This window comes from Rahnella sp. R3(2024), from assembly GCF_042920125.1.
Lineage (GTDB): Bacteria > Pseudomonadota > Gammaproteobacteria > Enterobacterales > Enterobacteriaceae > Rahnella > Rahnella rivi.
The window spans coordinates 691191-709926 of sequence record NZ_JBHGBU010000001.1; the positions used below are offsets into that span (position 1 = coordinate 691191).

Annotated in this window: 13 protein-coding genes; 4 read left to right on the top strand and 9 right to left on the bottom strand. The window is 57.6% G+C overall.

The annotated features are described in order from the left end of the window. Positions 1 to 18: 18 nt before the first annotated feature. The 6 genes from cirA to yieE all read right to left on the bottom strand — a co-directional run bounded on the left by cirA (position 19) and on the right by yieE (position 8034). Positions 19 to 1992: a catecholate siderophore receptor CirA gene (gene cirA, locus ABSH60_RS03030; protein ID WP_183847723.1), complete on the bottom strand. Its 1974-nt coding sequence runs from the start codon at positions 1990 to 1992 to the stop codon at positions 19 to 21. A gap of 187 nt (positions 1993 to 2179) precedes the next feature. After that, positions 2180 to 3016, bottom strand: a complete 837-nt coding sequence (locus ABSH60_RS03035; RefSeq protein ID WP_056782335.1) for an ABC transporter ATP-binding protein — start codon at positions 3014 to 3016, stop codon at positions 2180 to 2182. After that, positions 3016 to 4098, bottom strand: a complete 1083-nt coding sequence (locus ABSH60_RS03040; protein ID WP_390972635.1) for an iron chelate uptake ABC transporter family permease subunit — start codon at positions 4096 to 4098, stop codon at positions 3016 to 3018. The genes ABSH60_RS03035 and ABSH60_RS03040 overlap by 1 nt, the downstream gene beginning before the upstream one ends. Before the next feature lie 45 nt (positions 4099 to 4143). Next, the gene (locus ABSH60_RS03045) at positions 4144 to 5307 is read right to left on the bottom strand and encodes an ABC transporter substrate-binding protein (RefSeq protein ID WP_390972637.1); all 1164 of its coding nucleotides are present in this window, start codon (positions 5305 to 5307) and stop codon (positions 4144 to 4146) included. A gap of 229 nt (positions 5308 to 5536) precedes the next feature. Then, positions 5537 to 7030, bottom strand: a complete 1494-nt coding sequence (locus tag ABSH60_RS03050; protein WP_217203202.1) for an amino acid permease — start codon at positions 7028 to 7030, stop codon at positions 5537 to 5539. A gap of 131 nt (positions 7031 to 7161) precedes the next feature. Then, on the bottom strand, positions 7162 to 8034 hold the full coding sequence (gene yieE / locus ABSH60_RS03055) for a DNA-binding transcriptional regulator YeiE (protein ID WP_056782324.1): 873 nt from the start codon (positions 8032 to 8034) through the stop codon (positions 7162 to 7164). Between the two features lie 190 nt (positions 8035 to 8224). Between yieE and ABSH60_RS03060 the strand changes: the two genes are divergently transcribed. The 4 genes from ABSH60_RS03060 to ABSH60_RS03075 all read left to right on the top strand — a co-directional run bounded on the left by ABSH60_RS03060 (position 8225) and on the right by ABSH60_RS03075 (position 13639). Then, positions 8225 to 9328 carry a YeiH family putative sulfate export transporter gene (locus tag ABSH60_RS03060; RefSeq protein WP_390972640.1) on the top strand — a complete coding sequence of 368 codons (1104 nt, stop codon included), beginning with the start codon at positions 8225 to 8227 and terminating at the stop codon, positions 9326 to 9328. Between the two features lie 84 nt (positions 9329 to 9412). Beyond that, positions 9413 to 10279 carry a deoxyribonuclease IV gene (gene nfo / locus ABSH60_RS03065; RefSeq protein WP_390972642.1) on the top strand — a complete coding sequence of 289 codons (867 nt, stop codon included), beginning with the start codon at positions 9413 to 9415 and terminating at the stop codon, positions 10277 to 10279. Between the two features lie 871 nt (positions 10280 to 11150). Next, positions 11151 to 12632 carry an ATP-binding cassette domain-containing protein gene (locus ABSH60_RS03070; RefSeq protein WP_390975666.1) on the top strand — a complete coding sequence of 494 codons (1482 nt, stop codon included), beginning with the start codon at positions 11151 to 11153 and terminating at the stop codon, positions 12630 to 12632. Positions 12633 to 12643: 11 nt separating this feature from the next. After that, the gene (locus ABSH60_RS03075) at positions 12644 to 13639 is read left to right on the top strand and encodes an ABC transporter permease (protein WP_056782371.1); all 996 of its coding nucleotides are present in this window, start codon (positions 12644 to 12646) and stop codon (positions 13637 to 13639) included. Between the two features lie 195 nt (positions 13640 to 13834). Here ABSH60_RS03075 and ABSH60_RS03080 read toward each other — a convergent pair whose 3' ends face one another. Genes ABSH60_RS03080 through ABSH60_RS03090 form a run of 3 tightly spaced genes read right to left on the bottom strand, consistent with a single transcriptional unit; the run spans position 13835 to position 18626 of the window. Further along, positions 13835 to 15004 (bottom strand): HlyD family efflux transporter periplasmic adaptor subunit, encoded by a 1170-nt coding sequence (locus tag ABSH60_RS03080; protein ID WP_390972644.1) that lies wholly within the window; start codon positions 15002 to 15004, stop codon positions 13835 to 13837. Positions 15005 to 15021: 17 nt separating this feature from the next. Further along, positions 15022 to 17199, bottom strand: coding sequence for a type I secretion system permease/ATPase (locus ABSH60_RS03085; protein WP_217203196.1), 2178 nt, complete (start codon positions 17197 to 17199; stop codon positions 15022 to 15024). A gap of 50 nt (positions 17200 to 17249) precedes the next feature. Beyond that, positions 17250 to 18626 carry a TolC family outer membrane protein gene (locus tag ABSH60_RS03090; protein WP_183847735.1) on the bottom strand — a complete coding sequence of 459 codons (1377 nt, stop codon included), beginning with the start codon at positions 18624 to 18626 and terminating at the stop codon, positions 17250 to 17252. Positions 18627 to 18736: the final 110 nt, after the last annotated feature.

Sequence of the window (18736 nt, forward strand, 5' to 3'; positions counted from 1 at the left end):
CCCTCTCAGCACCGTCGGTCAGAAACTGTAGTCAACCGCCGCAAAATACCTTCTTCCGTCTTCGTTATAGCTGTAATCATCGCGGTTCAAATCTTTATCCCCGAGGTTCAGCACACCTGCGCGCAGTTTCACGGCTTTATTGACCTGATAGGAACCGCCGGTGTTCCAGACGGTATATCCGCCCGGCGTGGCGTTTCCGTCGGTGACGGTGCGGCTTTTGCCTTTATAGTTGGCGGAAATATAGAAGCTCCAGTCCTCCAGCGGTTTCCAGTCCAGCGTCGCATTCGACGTGTGGAACGGTAACTCGGACAACGGTTTGTTGCCGCCGTTGCTCAGATCACGGGCGTCGTTATAGGTGTAGTTCAGCTTCAGGTTCAGCACGTCAGTGACCGGTAGGCTAAGCTCCGTTTCCAGGCCACGGATGCGCGCTTTATTGACGTTGTAGTAGCGGAAAATCGGGTTACCGCTGGCGTCGAAGCCGACGAAGTTCTGATACGTCTGTGCCAGATTGCGGTTCGCGGTGCGGATAACCGTGATCATGTCGTCGATGTCGTTCTGGAACACCGTCGCGCTGGCATTCACATCTTCCAGCCACCCTTCTTCACCGGCGTAATACAGACCGAATTCGACGCTTTCGCTGGTTTCTGCTTTCAGATCTTTGCTGCCCACCACATTGCAGCTGCCACGGCAGGACGCACTTTGCCAATCCGGGCTGAGTTGCAGCAACGAAGGCGCTTTAAAGGCCGATGCCCAGCCGCCTTTCACCGTCACGGTGTCGGTGGCGTTGTAGACCAGATACGCACGCGGGCTCCAGTTGACGCCGTAGTTCTGGTGATCATCCATGCGCACGCCGCCGGTCAGCGCCAGGTTTTCAAAAATACGCCACTCGTCCTCGAGGAACAGCGCATATTGATTGGCCTGCGTGCTGCCGCCGTTTTGCATGTTCACGCCGTCTTCGAGTTTGTCGTTGCGATATTCACCGCCGAAAGTCAGCAACTGGTTGTAATCGCCCAGCGGGATCACGACTTTGCCGTCGAGAGAGTTGTTTTTCGAGGTAATGGTTTCGGCGTTTTTATTCTCAATGTTTTCGCCGTAGAAACGCAGTTCGGTATTCGCCAGCCCCCAGCGGCCATTGTGGCCGAGCGAGTAGTTTTCACGTTCGATGCGGTTCTTATCCAGCGTGTCGGAATCGCGATCCTGACGATCGAGGCCGTAACCGAAGGTGATGTCCTGATCTTTGTCCGGGGTCAGGGAGAACTCGACGTTGGCGTTGCGCGAGGTATAGCCCTCAATGCGCGGCTGGCCGGTGCTGCCGCTGGAGGAGCTGGCCTGATCTTTTTCACGTTTACCCAGCGCACCGTAAACTTTCACCCCTAGCAGGTCATCAACAAGCGGGCCGCTGGCGAAGAAGTTGCCGTTGCCGCTGTCGCCGCGATCGCGATGTTCCTGCACGGTGGTATCGGCGCTCAGCGTCCCGTGCCAGGCTTTGCCGACTTTACGGGTGATGATGTTGACCACGCCGCCCAGCGCGTCGGAGCCGTAAAGCGAGGACATCGGGCCACGCACCACTTCGATACGCTCGATGGATTCAGCGGGGATCCAGCTCAAATCGAAATCGTTATGACGGAAGACGGCGTTGCGGGAGTTCACGCGTTTGCCGTCCACCAGAATCAGGGTATAACCGCTGCTCAGACCACGGATGCTGACGCCCTGACGGTTGTCACTTTCGTTAGTGATCTGCACGCCCGGTACGTCTTTCAGCACGTCTTTGAGGTTTTGAACCGGTTTCTTTTGCAGGTCTTCGCGGGTGATCACGCTGATACTTGCGGGGGCGTCTTTGAGGTTTTGCTCGACGGCGGAGGCGGTCACCACCATCTGGTCTTCCCGTTCTTTTACGTCGGTCGTCTCTTCTGCCATCACCGGAAACGCGGCGGCAAACAGCTGTGCGAATAACCCGGCTTTCAGTGCCGGTGTAAATTTAACCTTAACCATTTCTTCTCTCCATGAGGATAAAACAACCCCGGCACTGCGGGACGTTGTATTTTTTTCCATCAAACCGTCAAAAAAAGTGCGAACGGAATCGCCCGGTTTATCAGGATTTTCTTTTATGTTTCAGGCTCACAATGTGAAAGGCGGACGCCGCTACGTTGGCTGCGTCCGTTTTTACTACGTCATGTATTTAAATCGAGGGGTCGCCAACCAGTCCGTCGATGAGGATTTGCGGCGTTCCCTGCGAGCAGCGTTCAATACGTCCGCGCACGCCGTAAACGCGCGCCAGACTGTCAGCGGTGATCACCGCTTCGGGTTCACCATCGGCGATCAGATGCCCGTCTTTGAGCATCAGCACACGATCGCCGTGGCGCAGCGCGATGTTGATGTCATGCACCACCACCACGGTCACAATATTGCGTTTTTGCGTTTCCTTACGCACCAGATCCATAACGTGGAACTGATAATTAAGGTCGAGCGCGCTGAGCGGTTCGTCGAGCAGTAACAAAGAGGGCTGACGAATCAGTGACTGCGCCAGACCCACCAGCTGTTTCTGACCACCGGAAAGCTGATCGAGATAGCTGAGCGCCAGATGTTCGATGCCCAGCTGACGCAGCAGCGTCATCACCTTATCAGTGCCATCGGTCACTTTGCTTTTGCCGCCGGACGCGCGCTGCGCCACGATAATCGACTCGAGCACATGCAGATGCACACCGGCAGGCAGGGTTTGCGGCAGATAGACCACCTGCTCGGCACGGCGCGCAAACGGCATCGGCATCAGATCGTGGCCGTCGAGCATCAGTTGCCCTTCCGCCCGGTTCAGCCCGGCCAGCGAGCGCAGCAGGGTGGATTTCCCGCTGCCGTTTGGCCCGAGCAACACGGTAATTTTCCCACGCGGCAGCATCGGCACGTTGAGATGGCGGATCACCGGGCGCTTCGGATACCCCGCGTTAAAATCGCGGATTTGCAGCCCCTGCGTGGCGGCATTGAGAAATTCTTCAGGACGCGTTTCCAGCATGGCAGACATCAGACGTTCCCCCGGTGACGAAGAATAATACTCAGGAAGAACGGCACGCCGACCAGCGAGGTCACGATACCCACAGGAATGATCACGCCCGGCACCAGATTTTTCGAGGCAACCGACGCCATCGACAGCACCAGCGCACCGATCAGCGCACTGGCCGGCAGGTAGAAGCGGTGATCTTCACCAAACATAAGACGGGCAATGTGCGGCGCAACCAGACCGATAAAGCCAATCGGGCCGACAAACGCCACCGCCAGCGCAGAAAGGATGCTGATACGCAGCAGGGTGCCGAGGCGCAGACGGCGCACGTCGATACCAAAACTGACCGCACGGTCTTCACCCAGACGCAGCGCCGTCAGCTTCCACGCACTCATCATTGACCACGGCAGCAGGATCAGAAACGCAAACATCATCACGCCGAGTTTCACCCAGGATGCCCGCGCCAGGCTGCCCATCGTCCAGAAAACCAGCCCCTGTAAGGTGTCTTCGGTCGCAATGAACTGCATCAGCGACACCAGTGCGTTAAAGGTAAAGACCAGCGCGATACCGAACAGCACCACGCCGGAGCTGGCGACGCGCGTCCAGCGGGTGATGCCGTCAAGCATCAGCGCAGCCAGCAGGGCAAAAATGAAAGCGTTGGCGGAGATAAACCACTGATCCGGCACCCCCGGAATACCGATGCCCAGCACAATCGCCAGCGCGGCACCGAAGGCCGCCGCAGACGACACGCCGAGCGTAAACGGGCTTGCCAGCGGGTTATTAAGGATGGTCTGCATTTCCGCCCCGGCAAGGCCAAGGGACATACCGACGGCGATCGCCATCAGCGCATACGGCAGGCGGATATCCCAGACGATCACCCGTGTACCGGGATCGGCCGCGGCCGCATCAAACAGCGTTTTCCACAGCGTGGAGAGTGACAACCCCGAAGGCCCCATAATGAAATCAATCACCAGTGAGACGAGGATCGCCAACACCAGGATCAGCATAATCAACAAACGGCGGCGTACAATATTTTGGTATTGCCCCATGACGCTGTGCCCGGCTGTGTTCTCTGCCGTCAGCGCGGGTTCGGTAGTTGCACTCATGTTTCGCTTCAATCTCATTAACGTAAAAACTTACAGCAGGATAACTTACTTCCCGCTTTCCGGTTTAACTGCATCCGTCCAGTAGGTCCCCGTTGGCTCAACGGCGAGGAACTGCTTATAAAGCTGATTCTGCGTCTGCTGCGGATCGAGATCCGCAAATTTCTGCGGGTAGAAGGCTTTGGCAAATACCTGTACCGCCAGCACGTTATACGGCGAATTGTAATAGTTGTGCCAGATGCCGAAACTGCGCCCTTCTTCCACGGCTTTCAGCGTGCTGATGCCTTTACGCTGCAACAGCGGTACCATGCTGGCGCGCGCCTGCTCCGGCGTGGTCTGCGCACCGAGCACCAGACCGGTCGGTGCCGGATCGCCTGCTTTGGCCGGTTTGCCGCCGCCGCTTATCAGATACACATCAGGCTGTGAGGCGATCACTTTTTCCAGATTCACCAGCCCCAGCGGCCCCGGCAGCAACGGTTTGGAAATGTTTACGCCACCCGCCTGATCGATAAAATCACCCATATTGCCCTTTCCGGCAGACCGGCAGCATTCATCGGCGGTAGACGCACGCAGTTCGATGAAGACTTTCGGTTTGTCCTGTTCAGGGATGTGTTGGGTGATGTCGGTAACGCGTTTGATGTTGTCCTGATAGAACCTGATGTAGTCCTGCGCCTGCTTTTCGCGGTTCAGCACTTTGCCCAGCAATTCCATGCTCGGCAGGGTATTTTTCAGCGGTGAGGTGCGAAAATCAACAAAGACCACCGGCACACCGGCTTTCTGTAACTGAGTGACCAGTGCGCTTTCTTTGCCCGGACCATGCCCCGACAAACCAAAGATCGCCACCTGCGGATTCAGCGTCAGCACTTTTTCCGGGCTGATGCTGTCGGCGCTGGTGTTACCAATCAGCGGGATGTTGTCGATTTGCGGGAATTTAGCCTGATAGGTGGCATAGGTTTGCGGATCCAGCTTACGGAAATCTCCCTGCCAGCCGACAATGCGGTCGAAAGGCTTCTGGCCTTCCAGCAGAGAAACGGCAAAGAACAACCGCCCTTCTCCGAGAACCACGCGCTGAACATCATCCGGCACGGTGACGGTTCGCCCGGCAATATCGGTCACGGTGACCGCCTGTGCGCCTGTGCTCATGACACCCATCGCCAGTGCAAAAAGACCGCCTGCAACGCGGGCACTCACCCATTTCTGCTGATAATTCATCTTCTTCCGATTCCTTTACGTTTCCCTGAAGAGGCGCTAACAATAAAAGAAATGATAACGATTATCAATGCAGTTTACACAACCTATCAAGCCTACCTATAGTTGCTGCGAAACGAAACAATGCTGAGGTAACAAAGCATTACGTGATGTGGCGAGGGGGGCGCGTTAAGCGGCATAAAAAAAGCGGAGCCTGAGCTCCGCTTCAATCACCGCAGGAAAGAGGTGAATATCACTTCGCGTCTTTGCGCGGTGGCTCGACGTATTTCGGGAATTCCATCTCGCTGTATTTCACCACTTTGGTGCCTTTAGTCAGCTTATAACCCAACCAGATGATGAGGAACAGCGGCAGCCCGATGTAGGTGGCGGCAACGCCGTACCAGTCGATGGTGTCTTTCAGGAATGCCTGATAGTTCTGGCCGAGAGTAATAATCAGACACAACACAAAGGCGAATACCGGTCCGAACGGGAAGAAGCCGGAGAGATACGGCAGATCTTTCAGATCACGTCCCTGCGACACATAACCCCGACGGAAACGATAATGGCTGATGGCGATACCCAGCCAGGCAATAAAGCCGGTCATCCCCGAGGTATTCAGCAGCCACAGGTAAACGGTCTGATTACCAAACATCGAGCTGAGGAAGCACAACGCGGCCACGATGGTGGTGGCATACAGCGCGTTGCGCGGCACGCCGCCTTTGGACAATTTAGCAAATATGCGCGGCGCTTTGCCTTCGCTGGCCAGCGTGAACAGCATACGGGTTGACGCATACATGCCTGAGTTACCGGCGGAGAGCACGGCGGTCAGGATCACGGCGTTCATCACCGCCGCTGCCGACAGCAGACCGGCATTACGGAATACCAGCGTGAACGGGCTGACGGAAATATCGCCCACTTCATTGCGCAGCAGATTCGGGTCGGTGTAAGGAATGATCAGGCTGATCACCAGAATCGCCAGAATATAGAACAGCAGAATGCGCCAGAAGACCTGACGAACCGCGCGTGGAATATTCTTGGCAGGATTTTCAGACTCGCCCGCCGCCACGCCGATAAGCTCAGTTCCCTGGAAGGAGAAACCGACGATCATCGCCACGCCTATCATCGAGGCAAATCCACCGGCAAACGGCGCATCGCCGATGGCCCAGTTGTGCCAGCCCGCCGTTTCGCCACCACGCATGATACCGGTGATCATCAACACGCCGACGGCGATAAAGATGATGACCGTGACCACTTTGATCAGCGAGAACCAGTATTCGGCTTCACCGAAACCGCGCACCGAGATGTAGTTCAGCAGGAAGATCAGGCTGAGGAACAAGGCGCTCCAGATCCAGCCCGGCGTGTCCGGGAACCAGTAGTTCATCACCAGCTGCGAGGCCACGAGGTCTACGGCGATGGTCACCGCCCAGTTGTACCAGTAGTTCCAGCCCAGTGCGAAACCGAACCCTTCTTCTACATAGCGGGAGCCGTAGGTGGAGAATGAGCCTGAGACGGGCATAAACGCCGCCAGCTCGCCGAGGCTGGTCATCAGGAAGTACACCATGATGCCGATTAACGCGTAGGAGAGCAGTGCGCCGCCCGGGCCTGCCTGCGAAACCGTCGCGCCGGAGGCAACGAATAACCCTGTACCAATCGAGCCGCCAATGGCGATCATCGTTAAGTGACGTGCCTTCAGCTCGCGACGCAGTGTAGGTGCTACCTGCGTAGTTTTTGTAGGTTGTTGAGCCATTTTTTCCCTATATCCGCTCGTCATTATAAAATTTAAGCGCGGATTGTAGCAAAACCTGCTGCTCTGAATAGCAGGAACGACCTGTTATAAGACACCTTCATAACAGGCCGCAGATCATTAGCGAAAGACCGTTATTGCGATTCCCGGCAATACGTTAAAAACCGCGATAACGCGCTGGAAATATGCTTCTGCCGGTGGTGGATCAGGTAAAGTTTGCGCACCAACGGCCCGACCGGCAGCGGAATTTCCACCAGCGTCCCGCTGCTGAGTTGCTCTGCAATCACCCGCCGCGAGAGGCAGCTGATGCCGATACCGTGGCGCACGGCATGTTTGATCGCTTCGGAATTGCCCAGTTCCATCACCAGATTAAAATCCGGCAGTTGCGGCAGCAGCAGGTGATCCAGCACTTCACGCGTACCGGAACCGCGTTCACGTAAAATCCACGGCTCACGCGCCAGCGCATCCAGCGTCACCGGATGCGTTGCCAGCGGATTCTCCGGCGCAACAAACACCACCAGTTCATCGTCCAGCCACGGCTGGGTGATCAGTTCCGGCATCTGGCACGGGCCTTCGATAAGCCCCAGATCGACACGGAAATCCGCCACGGCGTTGATCACATCATTGGTATTGCCGACGTTGAGTTCGAGCGGCGTCGCCGGGAAGTCCAGACGATATTCCGCCAGCATCGCCGGCAGCATGTAGTTACCGATGGTGCTGCTGGCCCCGATGCGCAATGACCCGTTGTCATGGTTGAACAGGCGCTCGATTTCGCCCGCCTGTTCCAGCAACGCCAGCGCCTTCGGATAGAGCAGGCGGCCATGTTCGTTAATCACCAGTCGCTTACCGACGCGGTCAAATAACTGTACGCCCAGCTGGTTTTCGATATCGGCCAGCGAGGCGCTGACGGCAGATTGTGAAAGTGAAAGCACAACCGATGCCTGTGTGGTCGAGCCGCTTTTCAGCACCTCGGCAAACACTTCAAGTTGTCGCAATGTAATGTGCATAAATGTCCCGCTCTTCTCACGCGCCTGACAACGCGCTTGCTTTATTCAGTATAGACCGTCGGTCAGCCCGCCCTGTTCGTCTGCCTTTCTTATACCAGTTTTAGCGATAGGTTATAAAGTTATAATCAATTTCATTTTTATATAAGGGCGGCGTAGCCTTGTCTCATCACGCCTCAACGAGGAAAGGACGATGAACAAAATCCAGACGCTTACCCCCCATTTCCCGAAGCCCGGCATTGAGAAACACACCCGGCTTAACCGCCTGTTACCCGGCCTGGCGCTGACCGGCGCTATCACCGCCCTGTCGGTCTGGCTGAGCGATTTCCCCGCCCTGAGCCATCTTGGCCTGAGCGCGCTGACCCTGGCGATTGTCATTGGCATGGTGATTGGCAATACGCTGTACCCGGCGGCGAAACCCTGGTGTGAAGAGGGGGTGACGCTGGCGAAACAGCGCCTGCTGCGCCTCGGCATCATCCTCTACGGCCTGCGGCTGACCTTCGCGCAAATCGCCGACGTCGGGGCGACCGGGATTGTGATCGACGCCCTGATGCTGTGCTCCACCTTTGCCCTCGCCTGCTGGCTGGGACAGCGGGTATTTAAATTAGACCGCGATACGTCGATGTTGATCGGCGCGGGCAGCAGTATTTGTGGTGCCGCCGCCGTGATGGCGACGGAGCCGGTGCTGAACGCCAAAGCGGAAAAAGTGACGGTCGCCGTCGCCACCGTGGTCATTTTCGGCACCGCGGCTATCTTTCTGTATCCGTGGTTGTGGCAGCTTAACGCGCACTATCACTGGCTGAATGTCACGGCATCGCAGTTCGGTATTTACACCGGTTCAACGGTGCATGAAGTGGCACAGGTGGTCGCCGCCGGTCAGGGCGTCAGCCCGGAAGCTGAAAACGCCGCCGTGATCGCCAAAATGATCCGCGTGATGATGCTGGCCCCTTTCCTGCTGCTGCTCTCCGGCTGGAAATCCCGCAGTGCGGTGCAACAAGGCGGCCAGAACCCTGGCATGCGTAACATCACCATTCCGTGGTTCGCGCTGCTGTTTATTCTGGTGGCGGCGTTTAACTCACTGGATATATTGCCGCACAGCTGGATCCCGGCACTGATTACGCTCGACACGGTTTTACTGGCCATGGCGATGGCGGCACTCGGTCTGACCACGCACCTGAGCGCACTGCGTCAGGCGGGGCTGAAACCGATGCTGCTGGCCGCGATACTGTTCATCTGGCTGATTGTTGGTGGCGCGGGCATTAACCAGCTGGTGCATCATCTTTTTGCGCAGATGTGACGGCTTTTACACTTCAGTGCTGCGCCTCCTTCGCCAAGGCGCTATCATCCTTTCATTAACGCGATGAATAACTGAGGAGCAAAAATGAAGTTTGTGGGAGCACACGTAAGTGCGGCGGGCGGTGTTGATCAGGCCGTACTGAGGGCGCACGAGCTGGAAGCCACGGCTTTTGCGCTTTTCACCAAGAATCAGCGTCAGTGGAAAGCCGCACCTTTGCCGGAAGACGTGATCGAAAAATTCAAAGCGGCCTGTCAGAAATACGGTTACCAGAGCAATCAGATTTTGCCGCACGACAGTTATCTGATTAATCTCGGCCATCCGGTGACCGACGCGCTGGAGAAATCCCGCGAGGCGTTCCTCGACGAACTGCAACGTTGTGAACAGCTGGGGCTGTCGCTGCTGAACTTCCATCCGGGCAGCCACCTGATGCAAATCGACGAAGACAAATGCCTCGAACGCATTTCCGAGTCGCTGAACATTGCGCTGTCGCAGACTGAGGGCGTCACGGCGGTCATCGAAAACACCGCCGGTCAGGGCAGCAATCTGGGCTTTCGCTTTGAGCATCTGGCAAAAATCATTGAAGGCGTGGAAGACAAAAACCGCGTTGGCGTCTGCATCGACACCTGCCACGCCTTCGCGGCGGGTTACGATCTGCGCACCGTGGAAGCGTGTGAAAACACCTTTAAACATTTCAGCGATGTGGTCGGATTTGAGTACCTGCGCGGCATGCACCTCAACGATGCCAAAAGTGAATTCAACAGCCGCGTTGACCGCCATCACAGCCTGGGCGAAGGCAACATCGGCAAAACGGTGTTCGGCTGGATCATGCGCGACCCGCGTTTCGACGGCATCCCGATGATCCTTGAAACGGTGGAACCGGAGATCTGGGGCGAGGAAATCGCCTGGCTGAAAGCGCAGGAAACCGCAGAGAGGGATGAGGCGGCGGCCTGATTCCGCTTTGGAAAGCGCTAAAACCAATTCAAGGTCGTGGGCATCGGGTTATGGTTCTTACGCTTAAAACCAATTCAAGGTCGTGGGCGTCGGCCCACACCGACCAGAGGGAGAATAAACCTTCTCCCTCTGGACTCCCGCGTTTTTTAAAACACGTGATCCGCGCGCTGGCTATGTTTCAGAAACTCCGGCTATTGCCGCAAACGCCGCCGCTGCGCGGTCCTCTCATTTCAGGTTCGGACCCGCTCGGAAAAACACCCTCGCGGTTTCTCACCGTTCATTCGACGTCGTTTTGAGCGCGGCCAAAGGCTATGTAAAACAAATGTTTTTCTCCTCCCACTGCAATGTGGAAGGAGGAAAGCAGAATCAAACACATCGTTTCGACTTTAAAAATGCCATTGGCCGCGCTCAAAAATCACGCCGAAGGGAGAGGTGGAAAACCGCGCGTATTTTTGCGCGGGTTGTAACCCGACCGGAGGGTACCGCACAGCGGCGGGATTTTGCGGCAATAGCCTGAGCCGCTGGAATATAGCCTGCCAGCGGTAGCGCGCAGTGAAAGAGCCTGGGATTCTTAAGGGGGGCGGCGATAAGCCCCCCTTAAGGCCCGTTTGGGCGGCGAGCCCAAGGTCTTGACCTTAAGGCCCGTTTGGGCGGCGAGCCCAAGGTTTTGACCTTAAAGCCGAAATGGGCACCAACCCACAATCCCATCTGTTTAGAACTTTTCTCTCTTACTTATCCCATTTAATCCCTTGCTTAATCCCCGCGATATGTTAAAAATTTGCAATCAAAAAGCATCTGGACGGCTAAACGTCTAAGCATCCTCCCGGACATCTGAAAAGGCACCCCTAGCGTGAGATCCTCTATTCTCGAGATGCGTAATATCTCGATTTCATTTGCGGGTTTCCCCGCCCTGCGCCAGGTCGATTTCACGCTGGAAGGCGGATCCGTCCATGCATTGGTCGGCGCAAACGGAGCGGGTAAATCGACACTGATGGCCGTGCTTTCCGGCACGCACGACCATTATTCCGGGCAGATCAGCATTGACGGTGAAGCCGTTAACCTGCGCCTGCCGCATCACGCCCGCGAGCACGGCATTCATCTGGTACAACAGGAAGTGGACGTCGCGCTGGTGCCGACGCTGAATGTCGCGGAAAACATCATGCTCGACCGCCTTTCCGAGCCGGGCCATCTGCACAACTGGCCGCAGCTTTACCGTCAGGCGCAGTTGCTGACTGAGCAGCTCGGGCTGAACATCAGCCTGCGCGCGCGTATCGAAAGCTGCACGCTGGCGGAGAAACAGCTGATTTTGCTGGCGCGGGCGTTATCGCATAAATGCCGCTTCCTGATCCTTGATGAACCCACCGCCCCGCTCGATCAGGCGGAAAGCGCGCGGCTGTTTGCGCTGGTGCGCAAGCTGAAAGCCGCCGGTATGGCGATTGTGTTTATTTCCCACCGCATCCATGAACTGCGCGATATCTGTGACCGCATGACAGTGCTGCGCGACGGGCGTCTGGTCAGTGATGACAGCATGGACGGCCTGAGCAATGAGCACATTATTGAGAAAATGATCGGCCATCAGCTCGACGATATTTATCCGCCGCGCCGCCCGCCGCACAGCGGTGAAACGCTGCTGCATATCCACGGCATGCACGATAAAGACAAACTGCGGGATATTTCGCTGCGCCTGCATCGTGGCGAAATTCTCGGGATCGCCGGGCTGGCCGGTGCCGGTAAAACCGAACTGTGCAAGGCGCTGTTTGGCGCGACGCCGAGTCAGGTGGAAAGCGGTGAACTGAACGGCAAACCCTGGAAACCGAAAGAACCGCATCTGTCCGTGGAACAGGGGCTGGCGCTGGTGCCGGAAGAACGGCGCAAGGAAGGCATTTTCATTGATGAAGATATTCCGATGAACCTGAGCGTCACCGCCGACGACAGCTTCTCACGCTGGAGTATTTTCAACCGGCAACACGCGTTGTCGTGGGCAAAAGACATTATCAGCCGCTTGGGCATTCGCGCTTCCGGGCCAATGCAAAAGCTGGCACGGCTTTCCGGTGGCAACCAGCAAAAGGTGGCGATCGGGAAATGGCTGCGCAGTGAGAGTCAGGTGTTGATCTTTGACGAACCGACCAAAGGCGTAGACATCAAGGCCAAAACGGACGTGTTCAGGCTGATCGACGGCCTGGCGCAACAGGGAAAAGGCATCATTTATGCTTCCGGTGAGTTCGCCGAACTGGTCGGTTTATGCGACCGCATTCTGGTGTTGTGGGACGGCCGCATTGTGGCCGAACTCGATGCCGCCAACGTCGACGAAGAAACCTTATTAACCTATTCAACCGGAGGAACACCCGCGTGAACAAAGCCGTGGTGAGTAAAGAAAACCTGCCCGACGCCCGCCAGCCGTGGCGTCATCAGCTGTTTGAATTTTTATATAAATGGGGCATGTTGCTGACCGTGGTTTTGCTGATCGCCGGTTTTGGCATCGCCTCGGACAACTTCCTCGAACCGTCCAACATCATTAATATTCTGCGCTCCATCGCCATCGTGACGGTGATTGCGATCGGCGTGTCGATTTCTCTGGCAGTCGGCGGTTTCGATTTGTCGGTCGGTTCAACCGCCTCCCTCGCCAATGCGCTGGTGATCTCGATGTTCGTCTGGCACGGTTTCGGCACCACCGAAGCCATTCTGATCACGCTGGCGCTGTGTACGCTGGTCGGCCTGTTCAACGCCTTCCTGATCGTCATCCTCAAAATCCCTGACATGCTCGCCACCCTCGCCAGCCTGTTTGTGATCCAGGGTGCTGCGATGACCTACAGCTACGGCGGTTCAATCACCGAAAACATGGTCCTGCCCAGCGGCGACATGGCCGAAGGCACGGTACCTGCTGTGTTCAGCCTGCTCGGCCAGGTGCCGGTGATTGTGATCGTGATGGCAGTGGTGACGGTGGCGGTACAACTGTTTATGTCGCTGACCAAACATGGGCGCCGCATGTACGCCATCGGCGGTAACCCGCTGGCCGCACGTCTGGCGGGGATCCGCACCGCGCGCTACCGCGTCATCGCTTATGTGATTTCCTCCGTGCTGGCGGGCGCTGGCGGGATCCTGCTGGCATCACGTATCGGCTCTTCGCAGGTCAACGCCGGGGGCGGCTACCTGATGGACGCCGTCGCCGCCGCCTACATCGGTTTCTCGCTGGCCGGTTCCGGCAAGCCGAATGCACTGGGCACCTTGCTGGGCGCGGTGATTTTAGGCGTGCTGTCGAACGGGCTGGTGATGCTGTCGGTGCCGTATTACGCGATGGATATCATCAAAGGTCTGGTTCTGGCCGTGGCGCTGGCGCTGACGTACATACAGAAGCGTTAAACGCTTTTGCACGTGCTCCACACCTTGAATTGATCAAGCCCGGCCAATGGCAGTTTATTCAGATCTGAAAAGATGAGGTTACGCTTTAAAAGCCTCTGGCCGCGCGGATCACCTGTTTTGAAAAACGCGGGCGCCCGGAGGGAGAAGGTTTATTCTCCCTCTGGTCGGTGTGGGCCGACGCCCGCGCCCTGCTCCTTACCTCTCCCTCAATGATTCCTTCACCTTATTCAATGGTTTAATCAGATAATCCAGCACGCTTTTCTGGCCGGTTTTGATGTCCACGTTCGCCACCATCCCCGGCACAATCGGGAACTGGCGGCCTGCTTTGTTGGTCAGGAAGGCTTTGTCGGTGCGGACATAGACGCGGTAATAATACTGATCGCGCTTCACTTCATCCTGCAAGGTGTCCGGCGAAACGCCTTCGACTTTGCCCTCCAGATCGCCATAAATCGACGAATCGTAGGCGGAAATTTTTACCGTTGCCGGTAAACCGGGGCGGATGTAGGCGATGTCACGCGGGTTGATGCGGGTTTCAATCAGCAACTGATCTTCAATCGGTACGATTTCCATCAGTTTGCCGCCAGGCTGTAACACGCCGCCAACGGTGGACACCTGAATATCTTTGACGATGCCGTGCACCGGCGAATACAGCTCGGAGCGGGTGACCTGATCTTCTTTACCGGCCATCACCTGCGTTTCGGCATCGAGATCGGCGTTGTTTTTCACCTGCTCTTCACGGGCACGCACCGCGTACTGATTTGTCGCATCGTCGATTTTCCCGCGCAGTTCGCTGGCCTGACGCTTGAGGCGGATCACTTCCACCTGCCCCGCCGCGCCTTTGGAAACCAACGGCTGGGTCATATTGATTTCGTCGTTCACCAGTTTCAGCGACTGCTGAAGGTTACTGACCGTCTCATCGCGGTTCTGTTTGCGAGATAAATACAGCTGCCGCTCACGGGCCACCAGCTCCGGTGATTTCATGGTTTCCGGGCTGAATTTCAGCGGCGCGCCGGTCAGTTCTGCGCTCAGGCGTTCAGATGAGGCGCGCAGTGTCCGCACGCGGGAGGCCGCCTCGCCAAAGTTTGACTGCGAACGGGTTGGGTCGAGCCGCGCCAGCAACTGCCCGCGGTTCACCACCGATCCTTCCTGCACCATCAGCTTCAAAATCACCCCGCCGTCGAGCGAATCAATTTGCTGCGCTTTGCTCGACGGCGTCACTTTGCCGGTGCCGACCGTCACTTCATCCAGCACCGCGAAGCGCGCCCAGACGATAAAAATCAGCAGGCTGGCAAGCGACGCCCAGATAATCCACGAGACTTTGCGACCTTCGGCTTCCAGTTCATCATGCAATGTTAAGTGTGCCATGCGGGATCCTCAGCAGCTCAGGCTGCGCCTTGTCGGTTATCGGTGGCTGCCGCAACGGCAGGTGCGGGGGTATTGCCGGCGGCGGTCGCCAGAATTTTATCGCGCGGCCCGTCGGCCACCACGCGCCCGTTGTCCATCACCACGATTCTGTCCACCAGCTTGAGCAGCGCCGGACGGTGCGTAACCACGATGAGCGTCCTTCCTACCAGCCAGGTGTGCAGCTGGCGGATCACGTACTCTTCCAGCTGTTCGTCCATGGAGGCGGTCGGTTCATCCATCAGCACCACCTGCGGATTGCGCAGGATCATCCGGCTCAGCATCACCATTTGCCGCTGGCCGCCGGACAGCCCGCGCCCGCCTTCATTAATGATTTTATCGAGGCTGGAGGCGTCGGCCTGCACCATCGACAACGCACCGCTGATGCGCAGCGCCTGCAACATCTCCTGATCGGTGGCATGCGGATACCCCAGCATCAGGTTCTGACGCAGCGTGCCGAAGAACAGCCGCGAGTCCTGCGACAGGTAGCCGAGCTGACGGCGGATATCTGCCGGTTCGACTTTGCTCATGTCTACGCCGTCGATGAGTATTTTGCCCTGCGACGGGCTGGCCTGGCCGGAGAGCAGCTTCAGCAGCGTGGATTTCCCCGCGCCGACTTTGCCGAGGATCGCCACCCGCTCGCCCGGCTTGATCTCCAGCTGGCCGATGCCGAGCACGTTCGGCGCATTTTCTTTGTCGTAGGTGTATTGCAGATTGCGCACGTTGAAGTGACCGCTGAGCGTCGGGCAGTGCGACAGCTCGGCATCCGCCGGGCGATCCACCGGTTTTTTCAGCAGTTCATCCAGCCCGTGCATGGCGCTTTTGGCGTGCTGCCAGCGGGAGAACACCATGGTCAGCTGCATCAGCGGTGCGATGGTGCGCGAGGACAACATGCTGCTCGCCACCAGCGTACCGGTCGTGATATCGCCGCTGAGCACCAGATACACGCCGAACACCAGCATGCCGCCGTAAGTCAGTTGCTGCACGGTGGAAGCCCAGCCGGTCAGCCGTGCGCCCCACACCCGTTGCTTCATGCCGACCGCCGCGCTCACTTCATGGGTCTGTTCCCACTGACGCTGAAAATAGGCTTCGGCCTGCAAGGCTTTGATGTCTTCGATGCCTTCGATGGTTTCCACCAGCACCGCGTTGCGCAGCGCACTTTCGCGCATGCCTTCTTTCGCCAGTTTCGCCATCGGCCACTGGATCAGAATGCCGGGAATGACAATCAGCGGGATCGCCAGCAGCGGGATGATCACCAGCGGGCCGCCGATGAAAAACATAATGCCGAGGAACAGCAGCACGAAGGGCATGTCTGCCGCCGCGCTGATGGTGGTGGAGGTCAGCAGTTCGCGTACCTGATCGATTTCGCGCAGCTGAGAGATAAAGGAACCGGTGGATTTTGGGCGGTCATCGTTTTTGATGTTCATCGCCCGCACAAAGAACAGCGAGGAGACTTTTAAATCGACCTTCTTGCCCATTAAATCAGACACCAGCGTACGCATCAGGCGGATGACATATTCCAGCCCCGCCGCCAGCACCACGCCGAAAAACAGTACCCACAGCGTCGGGTAAGATTGCGCCGGGATCACGCGGTCGTAGACCTGCATGGAGAACAAAATCCCGGCCAGCGCCAGCACGTTGCCGAGAATAGAAGCCAGCGAGATTTCGGCGATTTTGCGCCCCGAGCCACGGAAGTTGGCCCAGAACCAGTGTTTTTTGTGCGGCTGAACAAACTGGTCGATGCGCTGGTCGCGGCCACGCGGTGCCACGCCGACTAAAAATACCGGGCCGCTGCTTTGTTCCAGCATCGTCGCCAGTTCCGCCGAACGCAGTAAATCCCCGCCGTCGCTCAGCCAGTAATCGACCGTGCCGTCGTCATGCAGATTTTCCAGTACCGCGATACCGCCCTGCGCCAGCGTCACCACGGCGGGCAGCACTTCCTGGCGCCAGCGCACCTGATTCCAGCTGACCATGCCCACCTGCAACCCCATCAGGCCGCTGAGGCGGTCGAGCTGGCGGCGCAGGGGCTGATGTTCGAACCAGCGCATTTGCTGGCGAAGATAAAGCGGATCGGCTGGCTTACCGAATGATTCGGCCACGCGCCCCATGGCGCTTATCCAGACGTCGATCGACAAAGGTGTTGCTGCTTCATTGCTCATTTCAACCTCGGTATCGAATGCTTCTGGCTAACTCCCGACGGCCCCGGATGTCAGAGGGTCGGAATGGTGTCACCTGTTTGTTTCTGACGATCGATGCCCAGCATATCGACCAGATTGTCCACGGCGGCGGCGTAGCGCACGGTGGCGTCCCAGCCGTCGTAGAGCGCGCCAATGCGCGACGTATCCGCCTGAAACACGTCCTGTTCGACGCTGAGTAAATCGTTCAGGCTGCGTTTGCTGAGTTTGTATTCGTCCTGATACACGCTGCGGGTGTGCGTCGCGCTGGCAAACTGTTCCTCGCCCGCCACGTTGCGCTGCTGCCCGCCGATCATGTCGGCATAGGCCGTTGAGGCTTTCTGGTTGATGTCCAGCTTGGCTTTTTCCACTTCGGCCTGCGCCGCCTGCCGCTGGCCTTCCGCCGCCTGCACTTTGGCGCTGACCGCGCCGCCCTGATACACCGGCGCATCCACCGCCAGTTGCACCTGATCGTCCCAGTAAGACCCGCCGCCGCCGGTGTTTTCGTAGCGCGTGCGCCCTGCCTGAACTTTCAGCGTCGGCCAGTGCTGCGCCTCGGTCTGATTGACTTCTTCGATCGCCGCCTGCTGTTTGGCCTGCGCCGCGCGCACCAGCGTGCTGTTTTCGTAGGGGATTTTGTCGAGTGTGACTTTCTGATCGAGCAGGCTTTGAGGGAGATCCGGTAAGTTGTCGGCAACCACGCCGGTGAGCACCGTCAGCTGTGCCTGCGCGGAACGTTGCTGGGCGCGGTATTGTTCGACGGTCGCCCGCATGCCCGCAATGCGGGTTTCAGCCTGCAAAACGTCAGACTGCGAGCTCAGCCCGGCATCGGCGCGCAGTCTGGCGGTGTCCCGCACGCGCTCAAGAGAGGCGATGTTGTCACGGGCCGCGACGCTGAGCGCCTGATAACGTTTCACCGAGAGATAGGCCTGCATGGTGCTCAGCGCCACGTCGGTCATCGTGCTGTAAAGGGAATAGCGGTAGGCGTCAGACAGATGTTCCTGCTGACTGATGCTGCCGCCGGTGCGGCCAAAATCGTAGAGCAGCTGGCTGAGTTGCACGCCGGCTGACGCGTTGTTGCTCAGGCTGCCCGCCGAGTCAGTCTGATGCGACTTTCCCGCCGTGCCCTGTAATGAAATCTGCGGATACCAGGCGCTTTTCGCCTCATCCAGATTGCCTTTCCCCACGCGGATTTGCGCCGATGCTTCTGAAATCTGCGGGTTTCGCGCAAACGCCCGCAAGATAGCATCCCGTAATGTCATGCTGGCGCGCATCTCCTCGGTTGGCGCCGCTTTCCAGTTAAATTCCGGCTGTTTGTCTGCCGCGATGACCCCGTAATTCCCTGTTAAACCCGTCAGACACAAGGTGCCCAACATGACGGCGAGACGCCGTGTCACTGTTTTTTTCTTCATTACCGACACCACTTAATTACGCCGATTTATAATTTTGGGTACAGCTCCCTGTCCGCTGAAGGAGAGGGTTGGGGTGGGGAATTCATGGCACCGCAGTCGCCAGTAAAACC